The sequence below is a fragment of the Methanoregula sp. genome (assembly GCF_003170075.1).
In the GTDB taxonomy this organism is placed as follows: domain Archaea; phylum Halobacteriota; class Methanomicrobia; order Methanomicrobiales; family Methanospirillaceae; genus Methanoregula.
Map to the genome: position 1 here is coordinate 19,380 of NZ_PMZU01000051.1, position 25,619 is coordinate 44,998.

At 54.4% G+C, this 25,619-nt stretch carries 20 protein-coding genes and 1 tRNA gene; 10 read left to right on the plus strand and 11 right to left on the minus strand.

Going from position 1 to position 25,619, the window contains the following annotated elements:
* Positions 1 to 175 precede the first annotated feature (175 nt).
* Both QZN75_RS06420 and QZN75_RS06425 read left to right on the plus strand, forming a co-directional pair.
* A complete protein-coding gene (locus tag QZN75_RS06420) occupies positions 176 to 1,135 on the plus strand; it encodes a PKD domain-containing protein (protein ID WP_394339494.1) in 960 nt (319 codons plus the stop codon).
* Between the two features lie 152 nt (positions 1,136 to 1,287).
* On the plus strand, positions 1,288 to 3,309 hold the full coding sequence (locus tag QZN75_RS06425; RefSeq protein ID WP_292426279.1) for a type II/IV secretion system ATPase subunit: 2,022 nt from the start codon (positions 1,288 to 1,290) through the stop codon (positions 3,307 to 3,309).
* Positions 3,310 to 3,449: 140 nt separating this feature from the next.
* Here the strand turns inward: QZN75_RS06425 and QZN75_RS06430 are convergent, their stop codons facing one another.
* Positions 3,450 to 4,637, minus strand: coding sequence for an archaellin/type IV pilin N-terminal domain-containing protein (locus QZN75_RS06430; protein ID WP_292426282.1), 1,188 nt, complete (start codon positions 4,635 to 4,637; stop codon positions 3,450 to 3,452).
* Positions 4,638 to 4,860: 223 nt separating this feature from the next.
* Here QZN75_RS06430 and QZN75_RS09980 point away from each other — a divergent pair, with 223 nt between their 5' ends.
* A complete protein-coding gene (locus tag QZN75_RS09980; protein WP_366652804.1) occupies positions 4,861 to 5,586 on the plus strand; it encodes a hypothetical protein in 726 nt (241 codons plus the stop codon).
* Positions 5,587 to 6,130: 544 nt separating this feature from the next.
* On the opposite strand, the gene QZN75_RS06440 is transcribed toward QZN75_RS09980, so the two are convergent.
* From QZN75_RS06440 to QZN75_RS06460, 5 genes are all read right to left on the minus strand, one after another.
* Positions 6,131 to 6,445, minus strand: a complete 315-nt coding sequence (locus QZN75_RS06440) for a hypothetical protein (protein WP_292426287.1) — start codon at positions 6,443 to 6,445, stop codon at positions 6,131 to 6,133.
* 372 nt (positions 6,446 to 6,817) lie between these two features.
* Complete coding sequence (locus tag QZN75_RS06445; protein ID WP_292426290.1) at positions 6,818 to 8,104, minus strand: tyrosine-type recombinase/integrase; 1,287 nt, start codon at positions 8,102 to 8,104, stop codon at positions 6,818 to 6,820.
* 72 nt (positions 8,105 to 8,176) lie between these two features.
* A tRNA-Leu gene (locus QZN75_RS06450) sits at positions 8,177 to 8,261 on the minus strand.
* A 69-nt stretch (positions 8,262 to 8,330) separates the two neighbouring features.
* The gene (locus QZN75_RS06455) at positions 8,331 to 10,160 is read right to left on the minus strand and encodes an AMP-binding protein (protein ID WP_292426293.1); all 1,830 of its coding nucleotides are present in this window, start codon (positions 10,158 to 10,160) and stop codon (positions 8,331 to 8,333) included.
* Between the two features lie 977 nt (positions 10,161 to 11,137).
* The gene (locus QZN75_RS06460; protein WP_292426296.1) at positions 11,138 to 12,805 is read right to left on the minus strand and encodes an AMP-binding protein; all 1,668 of its coding nucleotides are present in this window, start codon (positions 12,803 to 12,805) and stop codon (positions 11,138 to 11,140) included.
* 191 nt (positions 12,806 to 12,996) lie between these two features.
* Here QZN75_RS06460 and QZN75_RS06465 point away from each other — a divergent pair, with 191 nt between their 5' ends.
* Complete coding sequence (locus QZN75_RS06465) at positions 12,997 to 13,551, plus strand: TATA-box-binding protein (protein WP_292426300.1); 555 nt, start codon at positions 12,997 to 12,999, stop codon at positions 13,549 to 13,551.
* Between the two features lie 184 nt (positions 13,552 to 13,735).
* On the opposite strand, the gene QZN75_RS06470 is transcribed toward QZN75_RS06465, so the two are convergent.
* The 5 genes from QZN75_RS06470 to QZN75_RS06490 all read right to left on the minus strand — a co-directional run bounded on the left by QZN75_RS06470 (position 13,736) and on the right by QZN75_RS06490 (position 19,751).
* Positions 13,736 to 16,441 carry a DEAD/DEAH box helicase gene (locus QZN75_RS06470; RefSeq protein ID WP_292426303.1) on the minus strand — a complete coding sequence of 902 codons (2,706 nt, stop codon included), beginning with the start codon at positions 16,439 to 16,441 and terminating at the stop codon, positions 13,736 to 13,738.
* A complete protein-coding gene (locus QZN75_RS06475) occupies positions 16,422 to 17,210 on the minus strand; it encodes a metallophosphoesterase (protein WP_292426307.1) in 789 nt (262 codons plus the stop codon). The genes QZN75_RS06470 and QZN75_RS06475 overlap by 20 nt, the downstream gene beginning before the upstream one ends.
* Positions 17,207 to 17,980 (minus strand): hypothetical protein, encoded by a 774-nt coding sequence (locus QZN75_RS06480; RefSeq protein ID WP_292426309.1) that lies wholly within the window; start codon positions 17,978 to 17,980, stop codon positions 17,207 to 17,209. The genes QZN75_RS06475 and QZN75_RS06480 overlap by 4 nt, the downstream gene beginning before the upstream one ends.
* 195 nt (positions 17,981 to 18,175) lie before the next feature.
* Positions 18,176 to 18,709, minus strand: coding sequence for a hypothetical protein (locus QZN75_RS06485; protein WP_292426310.1), 534 nt, complete (start codon positions 18,707 to 18,709; stop codon positions 18,176 to 18,178).
* Between the two features lie 25 nt (positions 18,710 to 18,734).
* Positions 18,735 to 19,751: a DUF3821 domain-containing protein gene (locus QZN75_RS06490; protein ID WP_292426314.1), complete on the minus strand. Its 1,017-nt coding sequence runs from the start codon at positions 19,749 to 19,751 to the stop codon at positions 18,735 to 18,737.
* Between the two features lie 169 nt (positions 19,752 to 19,920).
* Here QZN75_RS06490 and QZN75_RS06495 point away from each other — a divergent pair, with 169 nt between their 5' ends.
* The 6 genes from QZN75_RS06495 (at position 19,921) to QZN75_RS06520 (ending at position 25,605) form a co-directional block, all read left to right on the plus strand.
* A complete protein-coding gene (locus tag QZN75_RS06495; protein WP_292426316.1) occupies positions 19,921 to 20,889 on the plus strand; it encodes a replication factor C small subunit in 969 nt (322 codons plus the stop codon).
* Positions 20,890 to 20,896: 7 nt separating this feature from the next.
* Complete coding sequence (locus QZN75_RS06500) at positions 20,897 to 23,008, plus strand: minichromosome maintenance protein MCM (protein ID WP_292426319.1); 2,112 nt, start codon at positions 20,897 to 20,899, stop codon at positions 23,006 to 23,008.
* Positions 23,009 to 23,021: 13 nt separating this feature from the next.
* A complete protein-coding gene (locus QZN75_RS06505) occupies positions 23,022 to 23,399 on the plus strand; it encodes a dihydroneopterin aldolase family protein (RefSeq protein ID WP_292426322.1) in 378 nt (125 codons plus the stop codon).
* On the plus strand, positions 23,371 to 24,198 hold the full coding sequence (locus QZN75_RS06510) for a TatD family hydrolase (protein WP_292426324.1): 828 nt from the start codon (positions 23,371 to 23,373) through the stop codon (positions 24,196 to 24,198). Before QZN75_RS06505 ends, QZN75_RS06510 begins: the two co-directional genes overlap by 29 nt.
* A gap of 69 nt (positions 24,199 to 24,267) precedes the next feature.
* A complete protein-coding gene (locus QZN75_RS06515; protein WP_292426326.1) occupies positions 24,268 to 24,561 on the plus strand; it encodes a DUF424 domain-containing protein in 294 nt (97 codons plus the stop codon).
* 3 nt (positions 24,562 to 24,564) lie between these two features.
* A complete protein-coding gene (locus QZN75_RS06520; RefSeq protein ID WP_292426328.1) occupies positions 24,565 to 25,605 on the plus strand; it encodes a 60S ribosomal export protein NMD3 in 1,041 nt (346 codons plus the stop codon).
* Positions 25,606 to 25,619: the final 14 nt, after the last annotated feature.

The following is a 25,619-nucleotide window of genomic DNA, read 5'->3' on the forward strand; positions in this document are numbered from 1 at the left end:
CACATCATCGGCAATTATCGAAGGTGCTCAGGTCAACGCTACGCTTACGGAGGTGACCATTACCTGCACGGGGCAATCCTGCACGAGCGGTACAACTAATGGGTCAACCACAGCTGCAACTGCAGTTAATACCCCAGTAAGTGCTCCTGTAAGCACATTTTCATCGAATATAACAATGGCCTATGTTAAAGAAAATCCGTCTGTTGCAGTCCAATTCAGTGCAACTGGGACAAATAATCCCCCATACTCCTGGATGTGGTCGTATCCTGGCGGGAATTTAAGCTACGTAAGTGACCCCACCCTTGTTCTCACCTATAATAATTATGGTTATTATGTAGTGTCTCGTACCATTACCAACACTCTGGGAACATCCAGCAATTCAACGACAATCTCTATTTGTCCGCTTGTTGCATCATTTACGGCAACTCCTGTGCAGGGCCAGGTACCGTTGACTGTCCAGTTTGTCGACACTTCGACCGATCAGCCTGTCTCGTGGCTCTGGAATTTTGGCGACGGGGTGACTAACAGAACCCAGAACCCGGTTCACACGTTCACCACATCCGGAGTTTATACCGTCAGACTTGATGCAACAAATAATCTGGGCTCCTGCTGGTATACGAGCACGATTTCTGTTTCACCGCTGGTCGCATCGTTTACCTCCAACCAGACAACAGGACCTGTACCACTCATAGTACAGTTCACCGATAAATCGACCGATCAGCCTACATCATGGAACTGGACGTTTGGCGACGGCACGAGTTCAAATCTCCAAAACCCGGTTCACACGTACATGAAAAATGGAACTTATACCATAAATCTGAGCGCGTTCAACGGTTACGATGAGCCGATAAGTTCCCCTGCTATTCAGATTATAGCATATACGCCATTTTCAGTCAACCTCATGGCAGCTCCGACATCCGGGATGAATGGAACCTCTGTAATCTTTACCGACCAGAGCACCGGCTTCCCCAGCCCCACATCCTGGTACTGGGACTTTGGCGATGGATACAACAGCACACAACAGAATCCTTCGCACCAGTATGTCAGTCCCGGGTTGTATACCGTGGCTCATTCTGCAACGAATTCACAAGAGACACTATGGTCGAATAAAACCGCTTTTATCTCCATATCATGACACTGAAAGATTTTGCAGGTAGAATTTCATCATTTTTTAGGAAAGGAGATATTGGTACGACCCCGGAGGATCTCCGTACCGATCCTGAGGGCTCTCTCAGAGAAACGGGTGACGGAAATTCCTTTCATACGGAGAATGGTCTAGAAACGGAAATGACACCCCTCTCTCCAGATTCCCATGCATCCACGTCGCGTATACAGAAGTTCATCCTTTATTTTATCGAACCGGATTTGGAGCCGGAAACAAAAGTTGAAGCATCACCAATTCCTGCAAACGAGCGTCCTAAAAAAATGCCCCCGGTGTCATTCGCACGCAAGATCCGGGCGCTGGTTGCATCCATAAGGTCATTTGGTCCAAGACTGAAATCGTTTTTCATAGAACCGTTCGAGGAAGAGATAGCACAGGGAGTTGGCGTGGAAACAGCCGTGCTCTCGGGAACATCCAATGAAGTATTCCCCGATCTGACGGTTCAACCGGAATCAGCGTCACCCGCAACCGAAGCAGGCCAACCGGCTGATGTGAAAGCAGCCACCCCTTCGTTCGTGCAGAAGATCCGATCGATTTTTGCATCCCCAGTACAAAAGGATATACAAACCCTAGATTTCGATCCCGGGGTACTTGACATCCCCTCCCTTGAAGGCTCGCTCCGCGATGTCAATATCACGTATCTGATCGATCCCCCATACCAGTATGTCCATATAGAGTACAGCAAAAAAGACGGGAGTCTCATCTACGATGTAGTAGAGCCACAACTCTCCGATGATGAGAAAGTCGCGCTTGATATTATCGAGAATGCTTTTGAGAAACTGGTGAGCACTAACCTTGAGATCATTGAGGGGGATCGGCGGGCTGCATACCTTAGGGAACGGTTTTATTCTCTGGTCAACATCTTCGGGCTTAAACTAACAGAACACCAGAAAGAGCGGATGTTCTTCACCCTCAAACGACAGTACCTCGGGTACAGCAGGATCGACACCCTGATGAAAGACAAATACATTGAGGATATCAGCTGCAACGGTTCTGATATCTTCCTGTACGTGCAGCACCGTATATATGGTTCAATACGGACCAATGTGAAATTTAGTGAGGTCGAACTCAATAACTTCGTTTTAAAACTCGCGCAGGTCGGGGGCAGGCATATCTCTCTCCTCCAGCCGATCCGGGATGTTTCGCTCCCGGACGGGAGCCGTGGGAACCTTACTCTTGGTGGTGAAGTAACCAAGAAAGGGTCGACATTTACCATCAGAAAATTCCGCGCAAACCCCATCTCACCGGTTGAGATGATGGATTATCATTCAGTGGATGCGATGGAACTGGCATACCTATGGATCCTCATGGAGTACAAGCGGTCGATCCTCGTCTCCGGAGGAACTGCAACCGGTAAGACCACCTTCTTAAATGTTCTGTGTTGTTTCATCCCACCCGAATACAAGATTGTTTCAATCGAGGATACCGCAGAACTCAACCTGTTGCACCCCAACTGGATTCAGTCCATTACCCGGGCCGGGTTTGGCAGTTCCGAATCGTCGTCGTCGTCATCTGTATCCGGGATAAGCGGTGTATCCTCTAAAACTCCGGGGGATATCTCACTCTATGACCTGCTCGTCGCGGCATTGCGGCAGCGCCCCGAGTTCATCATTGTGGGCGAAGTGCGGGGCGGCGAGGCGTTCACGCTTTTCCAGGCAATTGCCGTGGGGCATGCAGCTCTTGGGACCATCCATGCCGGCTCCATGGATGAACTTCTTGCCCGCGTGGAATCAAATCCCATGAACGTTCCGCGAAGCCTCTTTTCCAATCTTGATGTCGTAATCTTCCCCATGCTTATTATGAAGGGGGAGCGGAGCGTACGGCGGCTGGCAACTATCATCGAAATGCTGGAACTCGACCGGGACTCGGGAGATCTTATCACCAACACGGCCTTTAAATGGCTACCGGATGTCGACGAGTTCCAGTATCAGGGCCGGAGTTTCCTCTTCGACAAGATCAAGGACACCCACGGTGTGAGTAAGGAGGTTCTCAACCAGGAACTCAAGGACAGGACAGCATTTCTCCTCTGGATGCAGAAAGCAGGGATCCGGGAGTACAGTGCTGTGACTGAACAGATCCGGGCTTATTACCGGGACAAGCCTGCCGTGATGAAACAGGTCGAAGATCGATCGGTAATTGCAGTATAGTGCCCTTGTTTCCGGGTGATCGTTTTTGAGCCTTTCACCGCTTCTTTGGAACTGTTTATAATATCAAAATGGTGGAGTAGAGGATCTACTTCGTTCCCCATGAAGAGCGGTACGCTACAGACAATCCTTTCTGTGCTACCTTAACATCCATTATTTGCCCTGACCGCCACTTCAATGGGAGATAATTGACCGGAGACAACTTTCACTGTGCCTATGCCGCAGGTGATGTTAGTACTGTTCATCCCATTGACGTCGGTGGTTCCCACATAGTTGTCAAGCGTCAGGTTCCCGAACTGCTGGCTTTGCTCCGCGATATAGTTCACGACGGCATTCTGTACGGGTTTACCATTGATATCTTTGATGGTGATATTCACAAACGGTGGATTGAATGTGGCAGCAATATTAGCCGGTGGCGAAAACTGCGGGTCGACTGGAATACTGATATAATTGGATGTTGCCATCATACCAGTGTTATCGGTAACCCTGAGGTTCACGCAGAACGGCCCGTTGATTAACGGATTATACCTGATGATCTTTCCTGACTGATCAACTGTATCTGTAAGGTTCTGTGTGTCGCCACAGTTACCCGAACCTGAAGGATAGGTTCCTGATGCATTCACGATGTTCCAGTTCCATGTACTAATGGAATTATCCGAGGTGGATTGCGACCCGTCCAGTACCAGTACATCCCGTTGTAGCACTCCGAGATTTTCTGTTGCGATACTGGACTGGATAACAGGGTTGGGGGGTTTAAATGTTTGTTGAAAGAAGTTGTTGAGTGATGTCATAATCACGATCTTGACCTGCTCGTTGGTACCGATGAACAACGGGGAATTTGGGAAACCATCAGTAAAATTAATCTGAATTTCCCGGCTCTGGGTTCCCGGGATATCCAGATTGAAGGTACCTAGGGAGGACGGGGTAATATTTTGTTGTTGCGGTTGGCCGTTGAGTGTTGTGTTGAATACAGAAATATTACTGACATATTGTGCGTTGCTTGATCCGGAGCTTGATACGGCTATCCCGACGATTCTAACATCATCAGTATTCAGGTTCACCAAGTGTATGGTGACTGAACTCCAATTTTCTGAATTGGTAATGTTATACGGGGTCTGGTTCCAAACGACGGGGTCGTTTTGGAAATTAACGCTGGCGAACTGGACATTCTCGGCTTTTACCGCTGCAATATGTGTCTGTTGGTTCATCGCAGTTTTTTGCATTTGCGAGATCATGAGCCCAAGAGCAGCGGCGGCAGTTACGGTTATAAGTATGAGCAGAAGAGTCCCGATGATTACTGAAACTCCCTGATCGTTCAACTGCTGGGTCATGGTATATCATCAGGATATTGATCATTCTCGGATAAATTACTTACCTAGTTTTTATATATCTGACTATACTATATCCCCATATCTCTATATTTATTTAGTTCTTCTTGACCCAGAGCCGGAATTTTTTGGCCTCGCACGGAGGGCGAATCGCTACATAGAGCTGATTGCTTTCTTGCCACTCATGACCGTCGTTGTCTGGGCCACCGCCGTTGCCGTAGCGCTGATGCCCTTTCATCGTCGGCTGTCAAAAATTGTCAGCCCGGCTACTTCTGCCACGTTTCTTACTCTTTGGGTACTCCTCGGCGTTCTCCTTATCCTCTCTGCGGTGGCAAACGTCATCTATTTTAATATCCAGTATATCGGTACCATTGCCACCTCCCTTACACGGGGCTTTGGACACACTGGCCTAGCCACGTTCCTCCCCCCACTCTCGGAAACACAGCTGAACAACATGCCCCAAACTATCGTACAGATGTTACTTCAGGCAGTCACCCCCTCGGGATCGAGCCCGGTTCTCCTCGGGCTCCAGATCGTCATCTTCTTTCTCCTTCTCTCTATGCTCCTTTTCTACGGTGAAAAAATCTGGGATGCACTGATGTACCCGCTCCCGGATACTATGCAGGTCGCAATCGGAAAACTTGCCGAGATAAGCGGGAATACTATCTACGCATTGCTTATCATCCAGATCACGGCGGCGGCGATCTGTTTTATTCTCGCCATTCCGTTCTTTACCTTCCTCGGTTACGGCCACAACCTTGAAGGTGAAATCCGCGCCAAAACTGCGCAGGGTCTTCTCAATATGCCGGGGGATGTCTTGTCCTGTCGGGTCGTAATCCCCGAAGTAGTAGATGAATGCAGGTTTATGCTGCTGCTGGATCTCTTCTGCCGCTTCATACAGGAGCGTCTCACTGGGGTATCCTTTGCAGGGCACCAGCGGCACATCGTATGAGCTGGTGGTGTCGATAATGACCCCGATCAGGGCTTCTTTTTCAATCCAGATCTCAACATAGACCGGCTGCATCACCCAGACTGATCGCCGGTACGTTTCCTTGGAGATGGCAAGAAAATCATCGAGGTCCTGGTAGGTCCGTGGTCTGCGGATCCAGCGCGTGTTATCCGTGATGAAATGGTAGGGGATGACCTCGATCTTCCGCATTTTCAGGAGATGCTTGGCTGTCTGCCGGTACCCGTTCTCGGTCTTCGGCACAAACCCCCGGGTCTCCAGCTGGTAAAACACCTGCCGCACGGTCATCGGGGTACCGCATATATCGAAGACCCGCAAGATCCCTATCCATACGGAAAGGGTCTGGCCCCTAATCTGGTACTTCCCGCTTTCTTTGAGACAGCTGTTGATCCAATCCGCGAGCTTTGCATCAGTCCATTGGGAGAGAGGAACATCCCGTACAGTAAGACAACCTGCATCCGTCACGGGCGTCCCTCTGCTGTGGCCCGGTTCCTGCCATTCAGGAACAGCGCGAGAAAAATGGGTGCGGTCATGCAGCCGCACCCGTGTTCTGATATTTGCTGCGCGTCCGGAGAATTTTCTCCCTCTCCGTAAGCTTATGCGTCGGCCGTGCCACATGCACCCGGTACAAAAAAGGATGGGTGGTGGTCACTGCTTCGATCAGGCCGGCGTCCAGGAGGTCCCAGCAGACCGCGCGGGAAAATCCGCTTATCCTGCTGCACGCTTCCCGGTACGTGAAGGTATCCGTGCCGAAGCACTCCATAAGGCTGCCAAGGATGGGCTTTTTATATAGCCCTCCCCCGCGAAAGACTGCCCCCCGGCGCGCGGGGATGGAGATGTTCATGCAGCCACCTCCGTGCAATTGCCGGAGGTGGTGTTCTCTTGTATGATCCATTCGCCCTTATCGATAAGGATCTGGGCGACCGTTTTATGCAACTCCGACGGTAAATGGTGGAGTTGCTCTTCCGTTATTTTTCGCAGGTGCATTGATAGTCCCGTCCCGCGGAAATGTTTGCTCCGCTTCGTCAGGAGTTATCACAGCACGTTCGTGCGCGAACATAGCACACCCCAAATTGCGTGTCAGTCCCGACATTACTGTCGTGACCACACTCGCCAAAAACGATTAAATCGTTGAATTATTGCTATGCACTTTATTATTTGTATTTTAATATCTATATAGATTCGTTTTCCGTCGTTGAAAAAAGAGAAAAAATGGTTAACCGATCGTTATCGCACCGCTGGCGATCTGTTTCTTCATAGATTCCAGCTGCTGTGCCATGTATTTGTACACAGGGTGCGCCTCTATCTCGGACGTGAGCTGTTCGATCGTCGCCATTTCATCGTCAGACAACGGATGCCCGCATTTTGCGCAGTAATGTGACGTAGGGGTGTTCACGGTCGCACAGTACCGGCATTGCTGGACCAGCAGCGGGTCCTTCGGTTTGGCTGCCGGTTTGATACCGTTTTTCTTCATGACTTCGCGTTCGACATCCTCGAAATTCATGTGGTTATACGTCTCCAACATCTTCGAACCGCGGTTTCCCCACATCATGTCCTTGATTGTGGTCTCGCTGTACCCCTTGCGGGCCAGGTCGGTTACCCGTGAGTGCCGGTAGAGATGGGCAGTCACGTGTTTTGTTATGCCGGCACGCACCACGATCTCGCGGATGTGTTTTGTTACTGCGGCATGCTTGAGGGGTTTGCAATCACGGTTCATGAACACCAGGGCGTCGTCACTGATCAGGAACGGATAGTCAGATTTCCATTGGAGGAGGTAGGGCCGGGCAAGGGTGAGCGGTATTTTACGGGGTTTGCCGGTCTTCCCGTCGGTGTTTATCACTATCGTATACTCGTTGACCTTGACCTGCCCCCAGGTCAGCGTGGCCAATTCCCCGATGCGTAATCCGCCCTCGTAGAGAACGGCGATCAGTGCCTTGTCGATGGGCCGGATGCACGCCTGGATCATGGCCAGGATCTCGGTCTCCGAGAAACATTGCCCGGCGGTTTTGGTCATCAAATCGCCGTGGGGTATCTTGATCTTGAGAATCTTCTCGCGCTTGCACGCGGAGATCTCGTTATCGACGAGCCATAAGAGGAATTTTTTCAAGATCGCGATCAGATCCTTCAAGGTGTTCTTCTTGTAGTGCTCGCCTTCATGCGGGGCAGTCCTGACCGGAGCTTTCTGGATGGTATCGATTGCCTTCAAGATATCGGTGTACGTGTTCTTCCGGTATTCACCGAGATAATTCCGCCACCGGATAAGATCGTAGGTGATCTTGTTGGCGTGACCGACACCGAAAATATGCTCTCCCTTGGATTCAAGGATAAACTGGTTGATGAGATCGCTATCGTCTTTCGATATCAGGCCGGATTGTAATGCCCGTGATAATGCATTGCCTGCGTACTCCGGTTTTATGAGATGGAAGCTGCACTCCTTGAGCTTCGGGGCAACCGTGCGTTGAACCTTACCGGCAGGCAGTCGGTTTTTCACAGTACTCTGCATGGCTATGCCAGTCGGAGGAGTACTTATAAATGTTCTGGTTCCGACGTTCGGGCTTCTGACCAGAAGTGGGAATGCGAGGGATGGGATTCGAACCCAAGAACTCCTGCGAGACCAGGCCCTGAACCTGGCGCCGTTGACCTGGCTTGGCTACCCTCGCGCCTGTATAGATTATGTTCCCGGTTTAATAAAGGTAGGGGAAAATGGTACAGAGGGTGGGAAGCGATAATTACTGCTTCTGCCCGTTCGCGTACCGCTTAAGTTCCCGCTCCCGCAGATCGATCCTACGGATCTTGCCGGAGATGGTTTTTGGGAGGGAATCGACAAACTCAATTAATCTCGGGTACTTATACGGTGCCGTGACCTTCTTTACATAGGTCTGGAGATCCTTGACCAGTGCCTCCGATGGGGTAAAACCTGGTTTTAGAATCACAAACGCTTTGACGACCATGCCCCGGATATCATCCGGTGAACCCACAACGGCCGCCTCCTGCACGGCCGGGTGCTCGATGAGTGCACTTTCCACCTCAAACGGCCCGATCCGGTAGCCGGATGCCTTGATTACATCATCATCGCGGCCGATAAACCAGAAATACCCGTCCTCATCCTTGTAGGCCTTATCACCGGTGTAATACCACCCGTTTATGAACGATTTTTTGTTCTCTTCGGGGTTCTCAAAGTACTCCATGAACATCCCGACCGGCTTTGGATCAATTTTGATCGCGATCCGGCCCTCTTCATGGACGCCGACCGGTTTCCCGTTCTCATCATGGAGATCGATCACCCAGCCTGGCGCAGGTTTGCCCATCGACCCGAACCGTGGCTCCATACAGGGGAATGTCCCGATGCAGAGCACGGTTTCGGTCTGGCCGTACCCTTCGTAGATGGTCAGGCCCGTTGCATCCTTCCATGCCTTGATCACCTCGGGGTTGAGCGGCTCGCCGGCGCTCACGCAGTGCCGGAGCTCGGTGAAGTCGAACTTGTCGAGATCGGCGAGGATCAGCATCCGGTAGATCGTGGGAGGGACACAGAATGTCGAGATACCATATTTTTCAATAAGCGGCAAAAGTTCGGTCGCGTTGAACCGGCCCCGGATATCGTAGACAAAAATTGCAGCACCCTCAAGCCAGGGCCCGTACAGTTTCCCCCATGCACTCTTTGCCCACCCGGTGTCCGAGAACGTGAAGTGGAGATCGTTTGTGTGGATATCATGCCAGAACCGGGACGTGGTGATATGGCCAAGCGCGTAACTCTGGCTGTGCATTACCATCTTTGCCTCCCCGGTGGTTCCTGATGTAAAAAAGATCACCATCGGGTCGGTGGCTTTCGTCTTTTTCATGCCGGGAAGGTTGACCAGTTTGGACGAGACCGGAGCCGGGTAATCGAGTTCGACCTGATAGCTGATCCAGTGATCACGCTTACCGTCCACCAGAAACCGGCAGGTCAGGGAGGGGCACTCACTGATGATGGAATCGATCTTGTCGGCCTGATCTTCCGTGGTGATTACCATCTTGATCTCTGCGGCATTGATGCGGTATTTCAGGTCGTGGGGCGTGAGCATGGTCGGGGCCGGGCAGTAGATTGCACCACGCTTAATGAGAGCGATGGTTGCGATCCACCATTCCGGCACCCGGGGCAGCATGATGAGGACCCGGTCACCCTTGTTGAGACCGTATTTAATGAGCATGTTCACGACCTGGTTGGAAAGCCGCATCAGGTCCCAGAAGGTAAATTTCTTCTCCGCACCCTTCTGGTTGGTCCAGATCATCGCAATCTTGTTCCGGTCTTTCTTTGCCCAAGCATCGATTACGTCAAACCCGAAGTTGAAGTACTCGGGGACAGCAATATGGAAGTCCCGGTATATCGCATCGTAGTCCTGCATGTTGGTCCCGGTTGCGCCGGGTGCAGTGGGTGTGCACGCGAGGGTTGGTGCATTGGGGGTAAGATGGCCGGTGCAGGCCTCCGCAATCCAGTCCGAGCGTGAGATCTTCCGTTCTTCGCAGATCTTGTCAATATTGTTCGTTAAGGTATCATCCATGGAAACAGAATATCGCACCATGCCGGATCTGTTAGATGGTGCACTTTATCATCATTTTGTTCTTTTTCTGCACCACGTATATTTGTCATCTGATATGAAACAGGTATTTTAACATCCAGTTTCTCTCATGAATGTACGATACAGGGATCAGTGTACCACCCTGCAACAGGCCTTGCTCCGAACAAAAATGTCAGTGAGGCAACTCTGGGTGCTTGGCAGGAAATAGCAGGGAGGGTCCTGACATGCAGGTGGGTTCGTGTGCGTTCCTGAAACCGGTGCACCAGATCGCGCGGAGCAAAAATTGGTTGTGCACGTGTTCGCGATTGAGCACATGGTCGGTTATTTTCCTGCGCTGGAAATCTGAAACGGCCCCGGACATTTTGCCCGTAAAAAAGTTCAAACGGAAAATTTTCCGATGCAAAAGTTTTCGTGCCTGAAAATCTCCGATCGATCATGGCAAAATCCGGAAAATCTCACGGGTTTCCCGTATTGTACCGTTGGAGACCTGTCACAAGTCCGCGTTGTTGTATGACCGGTCCCTTCGGCACCCGGACCCTGTAAAAATTATAAGGTCGGTTTTTTTCGGTCTGGAAGTTTACGGCTGGGAAAATCTTCGGCATGAAATTTTTATAACCGGGAAGTTTTGCGGTTAAAATTTTTGTGCTGTAAATTTTTGAAACTAAAACTTTTATGGGCCAAAAATTTCGGGTTTGAAACTGTGGAGCCAGAACATGCATGTCCGGGCTGGGTGCAGTTAGCGTTGGAAACACGGTCGGGCGTGGATCACTGGTGTCAGGTTGTCCGGGAAATCTTTTTGTTCGAAATTTTTTCGGCCGAATAACGCAGACCGGTATTTTTAGCAAACAAAAATCAGGCAGCGGAAATATTTCCGGACAAAAAACGCATGCGGGCCGGAAAAACAGGAACGTGAATCTCCCTGCCTGCCTCTGTGAATAATCCAATCAGGGTGCGTTGACCCTGGTCGGCCTGCCACCGGATTACTTGAATTCCCGGTACTTCCGCAGTTCCTTCTCGCGCAGTTCGGCCCTCCGTATCTTGCCGGAATGGGTCTTTGGGAGTTCGGTGACAAATTCGATTTCTCTCGGATACTTGTACGGCGCCGTGGTGCGTTTCACGTAGGACTTGATCTCTTTTACCAACGTTTCTGACGGCTCGTAGCCCTTATTTAAGACGACAAATGCCTTGACGATCAGGCCCCTGATCCGGTCCGGTGCGCCCACGACTGCTGCTTCCTGCACGGCCGGGTGTTCGATGAGCGCGCTCTCAACCTCGAACGGCCCGATCCGGTAGCCGGACGATTTGATCACATCATCGTCGCGGCCGATGAACCAGAAGTAACCGTCCTCGTCCTTGTACGCCTTGTCTCCCGTGTAATACCAGCCGTTCATAAATGATTTTTTGTTCTCTTCGGGGTTATCAATGTACTCCACAAGAAGGCCGGGTGGCGGGGGGTTGCAGGAGATCGCTATTCGTCCCTCCTCGCGGACGCCGACCGGTTTTCCCGCATCGTCATGGATTTCAACATTCCAGCCGGGCGAGGGTTTCCCCATTGAGCCGGGTTTTACCTCAAGGCACGGGAACGCGGCGACGCAGCAGCACGTCTCGCTCTGGCCGTAGCCTTCGTGGATAGTAAGGCCGGTGCCTGCCTTCCAGACCCGGATCACCTCCGGGTTGAGGGGTTCGCCCGCACTCGTACAGTGGCGCAGTGAGGAGAGATCGAACTTATCGAGATCGGCAAGGATCAGCATCCGGTAGATTGTAGGCGGGCAGCAGAACGTCGTAATCTGGTATCTCTCAAGGAGCGGGAGTATCTCGGTCGCGTTGAATTTCCCGACAAAGTTGTACACAAAGAGGCAGGCGCCTTCGATCCACTGGCCGAAGATCTTACCCCACCCGCATTTTGCCCAGCCGGTATCAGTGACCGTGAAGTGCAGGTCGTTGTGCCGAATGTCCTGCCAGAACCGGGCGGTGACGATCTGGCCGAGCGGGTGGGCGTGGTTGTGGAGCACCATCTTTGGCTCCCCCACGGTGCCGGAGGTAAAATAGATCAGCATCGGGTCGGTGTTTTTCGTGCGCTGCTGGTCCGGGATGCTTACGGAATGGTGCGAAACCGGCGCCGGGTAGAGCAGCTCGTAGGGCCAGCTTGCCCAGCCTTCGAGTTCACCATCGACAACAAACCGGCAGGTGAGCGTCGGGCACTCGTTGCAAATCTCCTTGACCTTGCTCGAATTTTCAAGATTGGTAATGACCATCCGGAATTTGCCCTTGTTGACCCGGTATTTTATGTCTCGTGGGGTGAGCATGGTCGGGCAGGGGCAAAAGACCGCGCCAAGCTTGATGAGCGCGACAACGAAGATCCACCACTCGGGAATCCGGGGAAGCATGATGAGGACCCGGTCGCCTTTGTTGATCCCGTACTTCAGGAGCACGTTTGCTGCCTGGTTGGAGAGGTTGGACATGTCGAGGAAGCTGAACTTCTTTTCCTCACCCTGCTGATTTGCCCAGATCATGGCAAGCTTGTTTCGGTCTTTTTTTGCCCAGGCATCTACGACATCAAAACCGAAGTTGAAGTACTTGGGAACCTCGATTGAGAATGTTGCCTTCACTTGTTCGTAATTTTCCATGTTATGCTGGTCTTCACCCATAGAATCAGCCTGATTATTGCGAGAATATTGAGGGTATTTCCATTTTAATCTGTCTTTTAGTCACACAAAAATCACTCTGCACAACGATCGATTTTTGCCGTTCACCCTACCATTCCCCGTCAGAGGATACAGATTAGACCATAAAGATTCTCCATTAGTATTATGATTGGACAGACTGCATAGTATACAGGATGGCTGACAAACGGTACGATTCATTGAAAATTGAGAATATCGTGGCTTCCGGAGTTATCGCCGAGTCCATTGATCTCAACGATGTATCTAGCAAGATCAAGGGCTGCGATCTCAATACGAAAAGGTTCCCCGGGGCGGTCTACCGTATCGAGAAACCGAAAATTGCATCCCTGATCTTTTCGTCGGGGAAGGTAGTGCTCACCGGTATCCGTGACGACAAGGCATTAAAAGACGGGCTTGCGATCATTATCAAGTCCCTCAAGGAAGCCGGTGTCGACACGCTCAAAGTTCCTAGGGTTGCGGTTACCAATATCGTCTGTTCCTATGATATCGGCAAGTACATCAACCTCAATAAGGTCGTTGTCACCCTCAATCTCGAAAATATCGAGTACGAACCCGAGCAGTTCCCGGGCCTTGTATACCGTATCAAGGATCCAAAGATTGTCGCGCTCCTCTTCTCTTCCGGAAAAATCATTCTGACCGGTGGGAAAACCGTCGAAGATATCAAGAAGGGCCTCGATTTCCTCGAACAGAAACTTGAAAGCATTATGTAATACGGGTGTCGGTATCGTACCCGCACCACGATCTTTTTTTTTACTTATTACCCAAAGAAATTCACGCTCCTCATTCCTGCACCATATCCTGGGCAGACCTCCCGTTATACTGCACATTTCAAATAAAAGCGTTTCTTTATAACGGGAAGTTTTCATGGCCTTCTTCGGGAATTGCAGGGAAAAGTTACGCCCAGTACCGGTGCGTCTGGATGAAGTTCCGCTCTGCTTTGAGGATCTCGCGGTAGAATGCGTCGCCGTCCGCGAGCGTCGCAAGGATACGGGACGCGTTCTCAGGTCCGACGCCCCGTGCCGAGAGTGCTACCACTGCTTTTTTCCCGCTTGAAAGTACGATATTGGCATTCCTGAGCAGGCGCTGCTCGATGACTCGCTCCTCTTCAGTTTTCTTCTTTTTTGAAACAACGACCGCGTAGGCATCCGCCTCATACGGTTTGAGCGCGGCAATCAGTCGGGCGCCGCACTTCGGGCATTGGGGTAAGTCTGGCACCCGCGAGACGACCGTGCGGCTCTTCCAGTTCCGGCAGTTCATGCAGGCAAGTACGACCTCGTCCTGTTCAAGCCGTCGTTTCAGGGTTGCAAGCACGGCCTGATCTGCGGTCGGCGGCGGGATCTGGTCGTGGGAGGAGAGGATGCCGTCCGCCCCGATGATCGAATGGGGGCCGATGGCGACTTCGATGGTGCCCTCTTTTATCATGCCGACAATCTGCGCTGCGGCATCTACGTCCATATAACCGGACAACAGCTCGCGGTATGCTTCCTGCTGGACGACCGTGTTGTCGAAATAGTCGAGCAGGCGCTGGATGCTGATCTTCTCGTAGTCCGCATCCGGGTCGATCGCCCCGAATTTCTTTGCGATCTGCACCAGTTTCCATTTGAAAAGCGCCGTGCGCTTGAGGGCAAGTTTGAGGATGCCGGGCATGTGGGCGGGTTCAAGGGACAACAGGAACTCCCGGACATCCGCTGCCCGGATCGCGGAGGGCAGGCGCAGCAGGATCCGGTACGCATCCAGTTCGATCCCGACCGTTGTCCCATACCGTGCGGAGATCAGGATCGACAGCACGCGGCCCAGGGCCTCGTTTGCCTTGTGGCCGGCGCAGACATTGCAGACCACGCCATCATCGATGTTCTCGAAGGTGATGAGCCGGTCGGTCGGGATCCTGCACCGGTTCTTCTCCATCTCGGAAAGGATGTGGGCGGCAAACGCGATGCTCTCTTTCTCTTTTGTATAGTTCCCCGTGGTGCGTTCACGCCGGATCGCCCCGACCTCCCGTGCGACCGCAAATGGGACCGGGATCTGCTCCCCCTCCCATGACGGGAGTTCGCCGATCGCTTTTTTTGCCGGTTCGACCGTGAGCCGGCCGTCGCTCATCTCCAGCACCCGCCAGAGCTGGCCCTTGGTGATGAAGACCGCACCGGTGTGCACCCAGCCGACAACAAACGATTCGTCCAGCGTCCCCACGGTCCGGCGCGAGACCATGTCGAAGATCGGGATCTTGCGCTCATCGTGGATCATCGAGAGGTTGCCCGAAAGGTAGCGCCGGGCCCGGGCGGTCGTGACGATCCGGCTGCCATCGATCCTGATGAGCCGGTGCTCTTCGAGCTGGATGCAGACATCGTCAAGGAGTGTGCCGCACCCGGCAAAAAGGGAGGTGCGCTCCACGATCTTCCGGATCCGGGACCGTTCGATTTCGCCGTACTCCACGGCCATTGCCGCGATCTGGTTGGCGAGTATGTCACCCGCATTCGTGTCAGGAACCACCGGCTCGATCTCGTTTGCCTTTGCCCGCCGGGCGATCACAAGCGACTCTAAAAGATCGTCAAAGCCGGTGGCAAGGATCGTGCCGCGTGAGATGGTGTTGAGCTGGTGACCGGCCCGGCCGACCCGTTGTACCAGCCGGGCGACCTCGCGGGGAGAGCCGAACTGGATCACGTGGTCGACCCTGCCGATATCGATCCCGAGTTCCATGGACGACGTGCAGATGAGGGTGCGGATCTCGCCCTTCTTGAACCGCTCCTCGGCATCGATCCGGATCTCCTTTGAGAGCGAGCCGTGGTGCACCTCCACATCGCCCCGGGCATACAGGGCATGGCCAAGCGCCTCGGCGGTTACCCGGGTGTTGACAAAGACGAGCGTCGAGCCTTCCCGGTCGAGCGCACGTTCGAGTGCCTGCACCTGGTGCTTGAAGTTGTCGCCGACAAAACTGACGGTAATATCCAGTTGTTTTGCTACCGGGACCTGCACAATTTCACAGGGCCGCTCCCCGCAGAGGAACCGGCCGATCGTCTCCGGGTTCCCGACCGTCGCAGAGAGCCCGATGCGCTGGAATTCCCCGGCATACTCCGCAAGGCGTTCGAGCGCGACCGCGAGCTGTGCCCCCCGCTTGCTCCCGGCCATCTCATGGATCTCATCGATGATCACGAACTGCACGTGCTCGAGATGCTTGCGGAGGCGCTTTCCCATGAAAAGCGCCTGGAGCGTTTCCGGGGTCGTAATGAGCAGGTCGGGCGGCGAGAGCGCCTGCTTCCGCCGCTCGCCCATGGGGGTATCCCCATGCCGGACACCCACGGTCAGGCCCAGTTCATGGCACCACCATTCCATCCGCGCGAGAATATCCCGGTTGAGGGAACGTAAGGGCGTAACATAGATTGCCTTGAATCCTCCCCCGGCTGGCATTTTGAGGAGCGCATCAAAGACCGGGAACATCGCGCTCTCGGTCTTGCCGGTACCGGTTGGCGCGATCAGGATGAGGTTTTTCTTAGCAAGGATAAGGGGGATCGCCTGTTCCTGCGCAAGGGAGAGCCGGGTAAAGCCCCGCTTTTTGATACACTCACGGACATGGTTGTCAAGCAGCTCAAACACCACGACCGCCACCTCCTTTCACCTCATCCGCAGCGTCATTCAGCAGCATCGCGAGCGGGCCGATGTACGTCCCGTCGGCAAGGATGATCTCCGCGTCGTCCTGCTTCATGCACCGCGAGATCGGAGAGAACGGGTCGCGGGCGATCTTTATGATATCATAGCCGGCAATCTCGTTGAACGCAGGCACCAAAAGCGCCCGGGCAGGTGTGGGGCCGGCGCTGCTCGGTGTTTTGAGGCCGAGCGCCTTTGTATCGATGGCCACCCGCAGGTATGCCGGTGCCTGAAGGGAACAGCCCACCTCATCGTGCAGGCTGACCTGCGGATGGTGGTGGCCGGTGACAATCAGATGGCCGCCGAGATCCGGGGCCGGGTATGTGTGGCCGTGAAAGTATGCGACGTCATCGATGACCGCACCCTCTTTTTGCTGGAGTTCACCTATCTTGAGGAACCGTTCAATGCCGATGTCGTGGTTTCCCGGGAAGACAAGGATCGGGATGCGGCGCCGGATCGTATCGAGAATGCCCGGGATCTCTGCCCATTCCTGCCTGGTGAGCGAAGGGATACTGTGCTTGATGTCCCCCAGAAGGACAAGCCGGTCCGGCTCTGTCGCGTCAATTGTCTGCATGAGCCGGGCAAGGCGCTCTTTTGTGTGGCTCCTGAAATGTATACCGTGTGCGGCGAGATCGGCTTCGATCCCGAAGTGGAGGTCGGCAACGATGAGCAGGCGCTCGGTGTTCTCGATAACAAGCGCCGGGCCATCCTTTACAAACTCCAGTTTCATAGCGGTTTGATGTATCCTTTCTGGGGCTGGTAACAGTCGTCGTTTGCGACAAGCGTCCTTACCGCGGCAAGCACGGCGTCTTCTGTATATCCCCCGGCGCCCGCCTCATCGATCACGTCCCGCACGGCCACACCCCGGGGGCCGCTTTTTGCGCGGATGATCTCCATGACAATAGCGCTGATGTCGGCCTCTGCAGCCGGGGGTGCCGCTGGAGCAGTGCGGACACTGTCAAGTGCACCTTCGATCATTGAGGCCATGCCGCGGAGCCGTTCCCGGGTGATCCCGTAGTGCCGGACGACACTGCATGCCCGCGTGTCTCCGGTGCTCCCATCGAGTGCGGCAAGCAGCAGTTCAAGCCGGGCAAATGTCATATCAGCGGTGACCGTGATCCAACGGTCGCGGATGGCCCGGTCGATCACCTGAATAAACTCGGGTCGGATCGAGACCGCATCGCTGCCATTCCTGCGGTACAGCTGGGCGGTACCGGTAACCGCGATAAAGGAGGGCACCGGGATTGCGCGGATCTGCTCCGTGATCGCGGCCCGCCTCCCGCCGGAAACAATATCGAGTGCCCCGGTCGGGTCGGCCACCCGGCAGTGCAGCACATCGGTGATCTCCACGACCTCGGTGAGCGCTCCGCAGAGGTACAGCGACCGGCACCACGCCCCACCCGGGGTCACGACCCATGCAGGGCTTCCTGCCTCATCAGCCGGCACTGAAAGTGTCGAGCCGGAAAAATCTCCGGCAAATACCCGCGCTGAACCTTCCATGATTGTGATTATTATTTGCAAAAGAGAGGTATTCAAGGTATAGGCGTTGATAAACGGCCGGGATTTGTGACTACACAACTGATGCCGCAGGAATTTTAAACGAGGAAGGTCTCAAAAAGAATTGCATTATAGATTTTTAGTGTCTGTTTCAACGCCGATGAATTTGTTTATGCAGCACTACTGTTTTGCGTTCATCTATAGATGATCCGGGATATTCTGGTGTGTCGGATCGAGGGCTGATGCATTGGCAAAAGCTGCTGCAGCATCTGCAGTCCTGTTCAATGCCTGAAGTGCGCGTGCCTTCCAGTACCAAGCAATAGTTTTCAGGGCTGTCAGGTTCCCCTGCGCATCGATCGCCACATCTGCCGCGTCAATCGCCTCATCGTTCCGGCCCAGTTCCACAAGGATCCCCGCACGGTTCGACTGGATGATTGGAGTTAGCGAACTCACATTTTGTGCAAGAGCAAGATCGGCGTTCTGAAGTGCCTCATTATAATTCCCGGCATAAGCGAGATCAACGCTTGTACAATAATATGCACCCGCCGTGGTAAAGGGATCCTTGGCATTCGCAGCCGTCGCCGGGGCAAGAGGACCCTGCCGCAGGAGAACAACACCGGCAGCGATTATAATGCAGATGACAAGCACGATACCTATTACAACAACAGTTTTTCGCGAGACCTTTTTTTTCTCCGGCACATTTTTCCGGCTTTTGCTGCTGTTCTGATTCATCTGTTAAAAAAAGGGAGTTGGATGATTAATACTTCCGTCTCATCGCAATTACAAGTGCCGCGATGCCAAGACCCATGAGGGCGATTTCCGCGGGCAGCGGGGAATAGGTCGTCTTTTTCGGGACGGTTGTTGCCTTAGGTTGTACGGTCACCTGCTGCGTCGGCATCGTTGTTCCTGCTGTTGTGGCCACCGTTTCAACCGGTGCTGTCAGGGACGGCAGCACTGTCGGGGAGGTGGTAAACGTGTCGGCAATAAAGGTGACTATTTTGTCCCCGCTCGTGATCGTTCCGAACGCCGCAGTGCCATTGTAACTGCTGCTCATATGGTTGAGGTCCTGCGTGACCTCAAAGGTATAGGTTCCTGTCGGGTAAACGCTGCTCCCGTCAGTGCTTTTAGCGTTTCGATCCCATGCCGGGCCGTTTTTCCAGATATACGGTGAGGACTTGATCAACGGATTGCTATCAAAGTTGATGATCTGGGTGGTCGACGCTCCCAGGTTCCCGGTATAGATCTGGGGAATGTTCGTCCCGGAGGGAGACATGAGTTTCACGGTAAAGAAACTGTCTGAGGGGTTATAGTTGGGACGCTTTGAATAATCAAGCGCCATGTACAGGTTCGTATCAATATGGTAGGTGATATTCGCGGACATCGGAACTGACTGGCCGGTGATGTCCTTATTGGCATCCACATCCCAGATCGAGAGATCCATCTGTGGCTGGTATACCTGAAGGACCGGGATATCCGGTTTGATATCGTGGGAATACCAGGTGCCGGTATATCCAGTGAAAATATCAGGATCAACATAGAACGACGTTACATCTCCGGAGATCGTCAAAGTCTTTGACGGTTCGCCGCTCCGGTCCGAACCGGCCGGCCACCATGCGATCACCGTGTGCGCGTTCAGGCACGCCGTGAGGTCTAGGTTGCGCTCACCGATAAAGATCGGAGCATCGTTGGCGACCTTGGTCAGGCTTGCCGTGGCCGGGACCAGAATGAGGCACAGGAGCAGGAGAAAAACAAGAGGGATTCGGCTCGGTATCATGAAAAGTAATTTTAAAACTCTTATGATAAAGATTATTACATTCTAGTGATAGCAAAAGGACATTTTTCGGGCCGGGTAGGATTGTCCCCGTATGCACCGGACACTTTGTGCAGGAAAAAACAACATAGTCAAAAGACAATCTAGTCAATACAAAGCGGGATGATTGAGCATGGACGAAAACCACACCATCTGGATAGAGAAATACCGGCCGGCAAAACTTGCGGATATTGTCGGGCAGGACGAGATAGTCGAGCGGCTCTCATCCTACGTAAAGTCCGGTAACCTCCCTCATCTCCTTTTTACCGGGAGCGCCGGTGTGGGAAAGACAACCGCAGCTGTTACCCTCGCCCATGAATTCTTTGGCGAGTCCTGGCAGATGAACTTCCGCGAGCTCAATGCATCAGACGAACGCGGGATTGACGTGGTGCGCAACCAGATCAAGCAATTCGCCCGCACGACTCCCCTCGGGGATGCAACATTCAAGATCCTTTTCCTGGATGAAGCTGACGCGCTTACGACCGATGCACAGGCCGCGCTGCGCAGGACCATGGAGAGTTATGCGAAGACCTGCCGGTTCATCCTCTCATGCAACTACTCATCGAAGATCATCGACCCGATCCAGAGCCGGTGTGCGATCTACCGGTTCCGGCCGCTCGCCCCGCAGGCAGTAAAAGAGGAGATTGGCCGGATCGCGGCAAAGGAACACCTGAAGGTCACGCCCGATGCGATGGATGCGATGATCTATATCGCGCAGGGAGATATGCGCAAAGCGATCAACGCCCTGCAGGGTGCCGCGATCATTAGTACCACAATCGAGGCCCCGATGGTCTATGCGATCACTTCCAATGCCCGACCGGACGAGATCGAGGAACTCCTCCGGCTCGCCCTTGCCGGGGAATTTGACGGGGCCGAATCCTTGCTTATGCACCTGCTCCATGAGCGGGGGATTGCCCCGAACGAGCTGATCAACCAGTGCTACCGGGCGCTCGTGAAGCGCGGAATGGAACGGGCGCTCAAGGTAGAACTGATCGATGCCCTTGGCGAGACTGATTTCCGGCTCTCTGAGGGGGCAAGCAGCGACATCCAGATGGAGGCGCTGATCGCCCGGTTCGTGCTTTCGAGCACAAAAAAGCGTTGAGGCAGATATGGAGAAGGCACCCGAACTGCACCAGGGAGACCGGACCGATGACTGGGGCCGGTTTCTCAAAAGCCGGTACAAGAAAGAACTCGGCGAGATCTCGCGCCTGTACCCGCACAAGCGCTCGCTTTTAATCGATTACCGGCAGATCGAGCGGTTCGGTAAGGCGGGTATCACTCTTGCCGATGAATTGCTGGAGAACCCCGGCAAGGTGCTCGAAGATGTCTGGGATGCGATCAAAAACAACCAGCTGATCCGCACGAAGGACGGAAAAGAGCCAAAGAGCGTCAATATCCGGTTCACGAACCTCCCCAAAAAGACCGCTATCCGCGAGATCCGTTCCGATGATATCAACATGTTTGTCTCGGTCGAGGGCATCCTGCGGAAGACCACCGAGGTGCGACCCCGGATTGTGGACGCGGTCTTCAAGTGCCCGGCCGGCCACTTCACGAGAAAGGTCCAGAAGTACGGCAAGTTCATCGAACCGGAGGGCTGTGCAACAGACGGCTGCACGTTCAAGAAACTGGATCTGGTTCCCAAGCGCTCCACCTTTGTCGACTCCCAGAAACTCCGGGTGCAGGAATCCCCTGAGGGACTGCGGGGCGGCGAACAGCCGCAGACGCTCGATATCGATGTGACCGACGATCTCACGGGCAAGGTCGCGCCGGGAGACCGGGTCATCGTCAACGGTATTCTCCGTTCCATGCAGCGGATCGTGAGAGGCGAGAAGAGCACGGTCTTTGATATCTTCCTTGAATGCAACTCGATCGAGATCGCAGAAAAGGAGTTCGAGGAGGTCGAGATCGATGAGAAGGCGGAGGATGAGATCAAAAAACTGTCCTGCGACCCGATGATCTACCGGATGGTCACCCATTCAATCGCCCCCACAATCTATGGGAACGAGGATGTCAAAGAGGCAATCACCCTCCAGCTCTTCGGTGGGATCGCAAAGGAGATGCCGGATGGGACCCACCTGCGGGGCGATATCCATGTGCTCCTGATCGGCGACCCGGGTATCGCAAAGAGCCAGCTGTTGCGCTACGTTGTAAAGTGCTCGCCGCGTGCGATCTATACGAGCGGCCAGTCGTCGACCTCCGCCGGTCTCACCGCGACTGCGGTCAAGGATGAGTTTGGGGAAGGACGCTGGACGCTTGAGGCGGGAGCCCTTGTGCTCGCCGACATGGGTATCGCCGCCGTCGATGAGATGGACAAGATGCAGAAGGAAGACCGTTCGGCCCTGCACGAGGCGATGGAGCAGCAGACCATCAGCGTCGCAAAGGCCGGCATCACCGCGACGCTCAAGTCCCGGTGCGCGCTCCTCGGGGCGGCCAACCCTAAGTACGGGCGGTTCGACATGTACGGCGACATCGCCGACCAGATCAATATGCCCCCGTCGCTCCTCTCTCGGTTCGACCTGATATTCATCATGACCGACCAGCCGGAGCAGAAACGGGACCTGGCAATCGCCGAGCATATCCTCAAGGCGCACGCCATCGGGGAGCTCATCGTCCAGCACAAAAAGACGCCGATCCCCGGGGTCACGCAGGAGTATATCGACCAGCAGCTCAAGCCGGTCATGCCGGATATCGAACCCTCGCTTTTCAGGAAGTACGTCGCGTACTCCAAGCGCACCTGTTTTCCCATCCTCTCTGCGGAGGCAAAAGAGGCGCTTGTCGGTTACTACCTCAAACTCAGGGGGATCGCGGAACCCAACAAGCCGGTCCCGGTAACGGCCCGGCAACTGGAAGCACTTGTCCGGCTTGCAGAGGCGAGCGCTAGGATCCGGCTTTCGAACAAGATCGAGGCGGGCGACGCAGAGCGCGTTATTCATATTGTGGATGCCTGTCTGCGCCAGATTGCCTACGATGCAAAGACCGGCAACTTCGATATCGACAAGGTGGCGACGGGTATATCAAAAGAGAAGCGCGACATCGTCCGGGTGATCAAGGATGCGATCCGGGATATCGGCGGCGAGGGACGGCGCGCTGCCATCGAGCAGGTGATCGAGGCAGTCGCCTCAAAGGGCTTTGCGCAGGACAAGGTGCGGGAAGGGATCGATATGCTCCTGAGGCATGGCGAGGCCATGGAGCCAAAGCAGGGGATCATCCAGCTGATCTAACGGGGTGAACGGGATGAAACAAGGGCACAGAAACGGTGAGTACAGCGATCGCGAACAGGCTATCTTCGAAGCCGGGATCAAACTCGGGGCGCTCTACCACCAGTGGGTCGGGACACCCATCTCGCAGGAATCGGCGGGAAGCGTGGAAGCGGCCATCGAAAAAGCCGTGATCCTCCAGCCTTTTGTCGAGGAGATCATGGTGAGGCTCGACCGTTCCGTAATGAAAAAGAATGTATTCGGGTACAGCGAACTCTCCGGTCTGATGTTTAATGTGGAGATCGTGACCCGGGTGGGATTTTCGTATTGCCGGGCCGCTCTTGCACCGGAGAATGGTTATCCGCTTATGAGGATCGTGGAGTGCCATGAGATCGCGCCTCTTTCCGATAACTGACGATCATATCCATTTCGATCCGGTGAACGGGCGTGGGGTCGAAGCGGCAAAGGATTTCCTGCACGCGGGCGGGACGCACATCTTCCTTGTCTCGAAACCTTCGTGGTCACTTGGGATCGTACCGACCTGTGGTGCCGATTACGTGAAAGTCTTTGACGAGACGCTCCGGGTTGCAGGAATGATCCGGGAAACCGGGCTTATCGTTTTTCCCATTCTCGGCGTGCACCCTGCCGAGATCAGCCGGCTCGCCGAGCGCATGCCGCTTTCCGAAGCGGTCGAGGTGATGAAAGGCGGGCTTGACTGTGCCGCGGGCTATGTCAGGGACGGCCGTGCCGTGGCGCTCAAGAGCGGACGGCCGCATTACGAGGTGAGCCCCGAGGTGTTTGCGGCATCAAACGAAGTGCTTTCCCACGCGCTCGAACTTGCAGCCGGATACCGGTGCGCCCTTCAGATCCACGCGGAGAGCGGGCCGTGCGCCGATGTTGTGGGGATGGCCGATGCTGTCGGTATGCCGGTCGGGCGCGTGGTCAAGCACTACGGTTCGCCCGAGACACCGCTCCACCCCTCGCTTGTCGCCCGGCACGAGGCGGTACCGGTCCTTGCGCGTGAGCGCCGGCCGTTTACTATGGAGAGCGATTTCATGGACGAGAACTCGCGGCCCGGTGCCGTGACCGGCCCCAAATCCGTCCCGAGGATCACAAAGAAACTCCTTGAATCTGGAGAGATCACCGAGGAGGACTGCTGGCGCATCCATGCAGAGACCCCGGAAAAAGTGTATGGCGTCAGGATCACCCTGTAACCGGCACCACCTGCATACCTTGTTCCCGCTCCCATCTTTTATCTGGTGGCTCGGCAAAACAGCTGATCAATGTATCTCAAAATCCACCGGTCGCCCGGAACGGGTGACGTGGTTGCGGTTTGCGACCGCGAACTGCTCAATACGACCATTACCGACGGTAACCTCAAAGTAACCGTATCTGAATATTTCTACGGCACCACTCTTGTGGACGAGGCGGTAGTCACAGAAGCCCTGAGCAAGGGTGACAACGTCAATCTCATTGGTGAACGCTCGGTTGGAGTTGCGGTAAAACTGGGACTTATCGCCCGGGCGGACTGTATTATGGTCGGCAGTGTGCCGCATGTCCAGATCTACAGGTTTTAAACCATGACAATCCAGGACCGGTTCTGCCCGAAATGTGGCAAACCTTCAGAGACAGACGGACTCTGCATGAGCTGCCGGGCAGCAGATACCCCGTGGGCCGTATGCGATACGCGGGTGGCAATCACCCACTGCCCCAGCTGCGGTGCGACCAAGCAGGTGAACACATGGACGGATACGGAACGTGATCAGGAGGAGCTTGCGCCCGACCTTGCACGGAGTGCGGTACACTTCTACCCTGACGTGAAGAAACGTTCGATTGCCGTGGAAGTGCGCAACATCAGCCCCAACCGGTCCCGGGCCTACCTCACGATCACTGGTACCCTATACGGGCTTTCCATGGAGAAGACCTGCACGGTCGAACTGGTCTGGCACAAGGAGCAGTGCGACCGGTGCAACCGGATCACCGGTAGTTACTACGAGGGGATCGTGCAGGTGCGTGCGGACGAGCGCGATTTAAGCCCGTTTGAGTTGCAGTCGGCAGCAACCATTGCGACCCAGATTGAGGACACCCTCATCGCAGGGGGCGAGCGGCTCTCGTTTATCTCCGATATGACCGAGAACCGGGACGGCCTTGACATCACGGTCGGCTCGCAGCATATCGGCCTCTTAATCGCGCAGGGTATAACCGCGCAGTTTGGCGGGCGGTACTCGACTCACCCGAAACTTGTCGGCGAGAAAAACGGTCGGCAGATCTTCAGGATCACCTACCTTGTCCGCCTGCCCCGGTACCAGCGACATGATGTAGTCAAACTTGACCGTGTGTACGTTGAGGTGGAGCAGACGGACTCCCGGCATGTGCGGGTCTTCGACCTGTCCGAGGGCCGGAGCCGTTCTATAAAGGAGGACGAGATCCGCCGGAAGATCGGCAATGCGCGGAATGCACAACCGGCGCTTGTCGCGTATATTGCGGGCGGGATGATGGGCATCCTCGACCCGGAGACCGGCGTGACAAAAGAATACCCAAAAAAGCCGTGGCAGACAATTGTTGCCGGGGAGAATGTGCAGGTACTCCGCGACGGGGACATCCTTGTCGTGATGAGGTAACATTCCGGGACATT

Bases quoted from the DNA above. Each gene is read 5' to 3' on its own strand.
- QZN75_RS06425 (WP_292426279.1), top strand. From the start codon at position 1,288: ATGACACCCCTCTCTCCAGATTCCCATGCATCCACGTCGCGTATACAG.
- QZN75_RS06480 (WP_292426309.1), bottom strand. From the start codon at position 17,980: ATGGAAGGTTCAGCGCGGGTATTTGCCGGAGATTTTTCCGGCTCGACA.
- QZN75_RS06515 (WP_292426326.1), top strand. From the start codon at position 24,268: ATGTATCTCAAAATCCACCGGTCGCCCGGAACGGGTGACGTGGTTGCG.
- QZN75_RS06500 (WP_292426319.1), top strand. From the start codon at position 20,897: ATGGAGAAGGCACCCGAACTGCACCAGGGAGACCGGACCGATGACTGG.
- QZN75_RS06485 (WP_292426310.1), bottom strand. From the start codon at position 18,709: ATGAATCAGAACAGCAGCAAAAGCCGGAAAAATGTGCCGGAGAAAAAA.
- QZN75_RS06465 (WP_292426300.1), top strand. From the start codon at position 12,997: ATGGCTGACAAACGGTACGATTCATTGAAAATTGAGAATATCGTGGCT.
- QZN75_RS06445 (WP_292426290.1), bottom strand. From the start codon at position 8,104: ATGCAGAGTACTGTGAAAAACCGACTGCCTGCCGGTAAGGTTCAACGC.
- QZN75_RS06420 (WP_394339494.1), top strand. From the start codon at position 176: ATGGCCTATGTTAAAGAAAATCCGTCTGTTGCAGTCCAATTCAGTGCA.
- QZN75_RS09980 (WP_366652804.1), top strand. From the start codon at position 4,861: ATGCCCTTTCATCGTCGGCTGTCAAAAATTGTCAGCCCGGCTACTTCT.
- QZN75_RS06520 (WP_292426328.1), top strand. From the start codon at position 24,565: ATGACAATCCAGGACCGGTTCTGCCCGAAATGTGGCAAACCTTCAGAG.
- QZN75_RS06510 (WP_292426324.1), top strand. From the start codon at position 23,371: ATGAGATCGCGCCTCTTTCCGATAACTGACGATCATATCCATTTCGAT.
- QZN75_RS06490 (WP_292426314.1), bottom strand. From the start codon at position 19,751: ATGATACCGAGCCGAATCCCTCTTGTTTTTCTCCTGCTCCTGTGCCTC.
- QZN75_RS06495 (WP_292426316.1), top strand. From the start codon at position 19,921: ATGGACGAAAACCACACCATCTGGATAGAGAAATACCGGCCGGCAAAA.
- QZN75_RS06460 (WP_292426296.1), bottom strand. From the start codon at position 12,805: ATGGGTGAAGACCAGCATAACATGGAAAATTACGAACAAGTGAAGGCA.
- QZN75_RS06455 (WP_292426293.1), bottom strand. From the start codon at position 10,160: ATGGTGCGATATTCTGTTTCCATGGATGATACCTTAACGAACAATATT.
- QZN75_RS06440 (WP_292426287.1), bottom strand. From the start codon at position 6,445: ATGAACATCTCCATCCCCGCGCGCCGGGGGGCAGTCTTTCGCGGGGGA.
- QZN75_RS06430 (WP_292426282.1), bottom strand. From the start codon at position 4,637: ATGACCCAGCAGTTGAACGATCAGGGAGTTTCAGTAATCATCGGGACT.
- QZN75_RS06475 (WP_292426307.1), bottom strand. From the start codon at position 17,210: ATGAAACTGGAGTTTGTAAAGGATGGCCCGGCGCTTGTTATCGAGAAC.
- QZN75_RS06505 (WP_292426322.1), top strand. From the start codon at position 23,022: ATGAAACAAGGGCACAGAAACGGTGAGTACAGCGATCGCGAACAGGCT.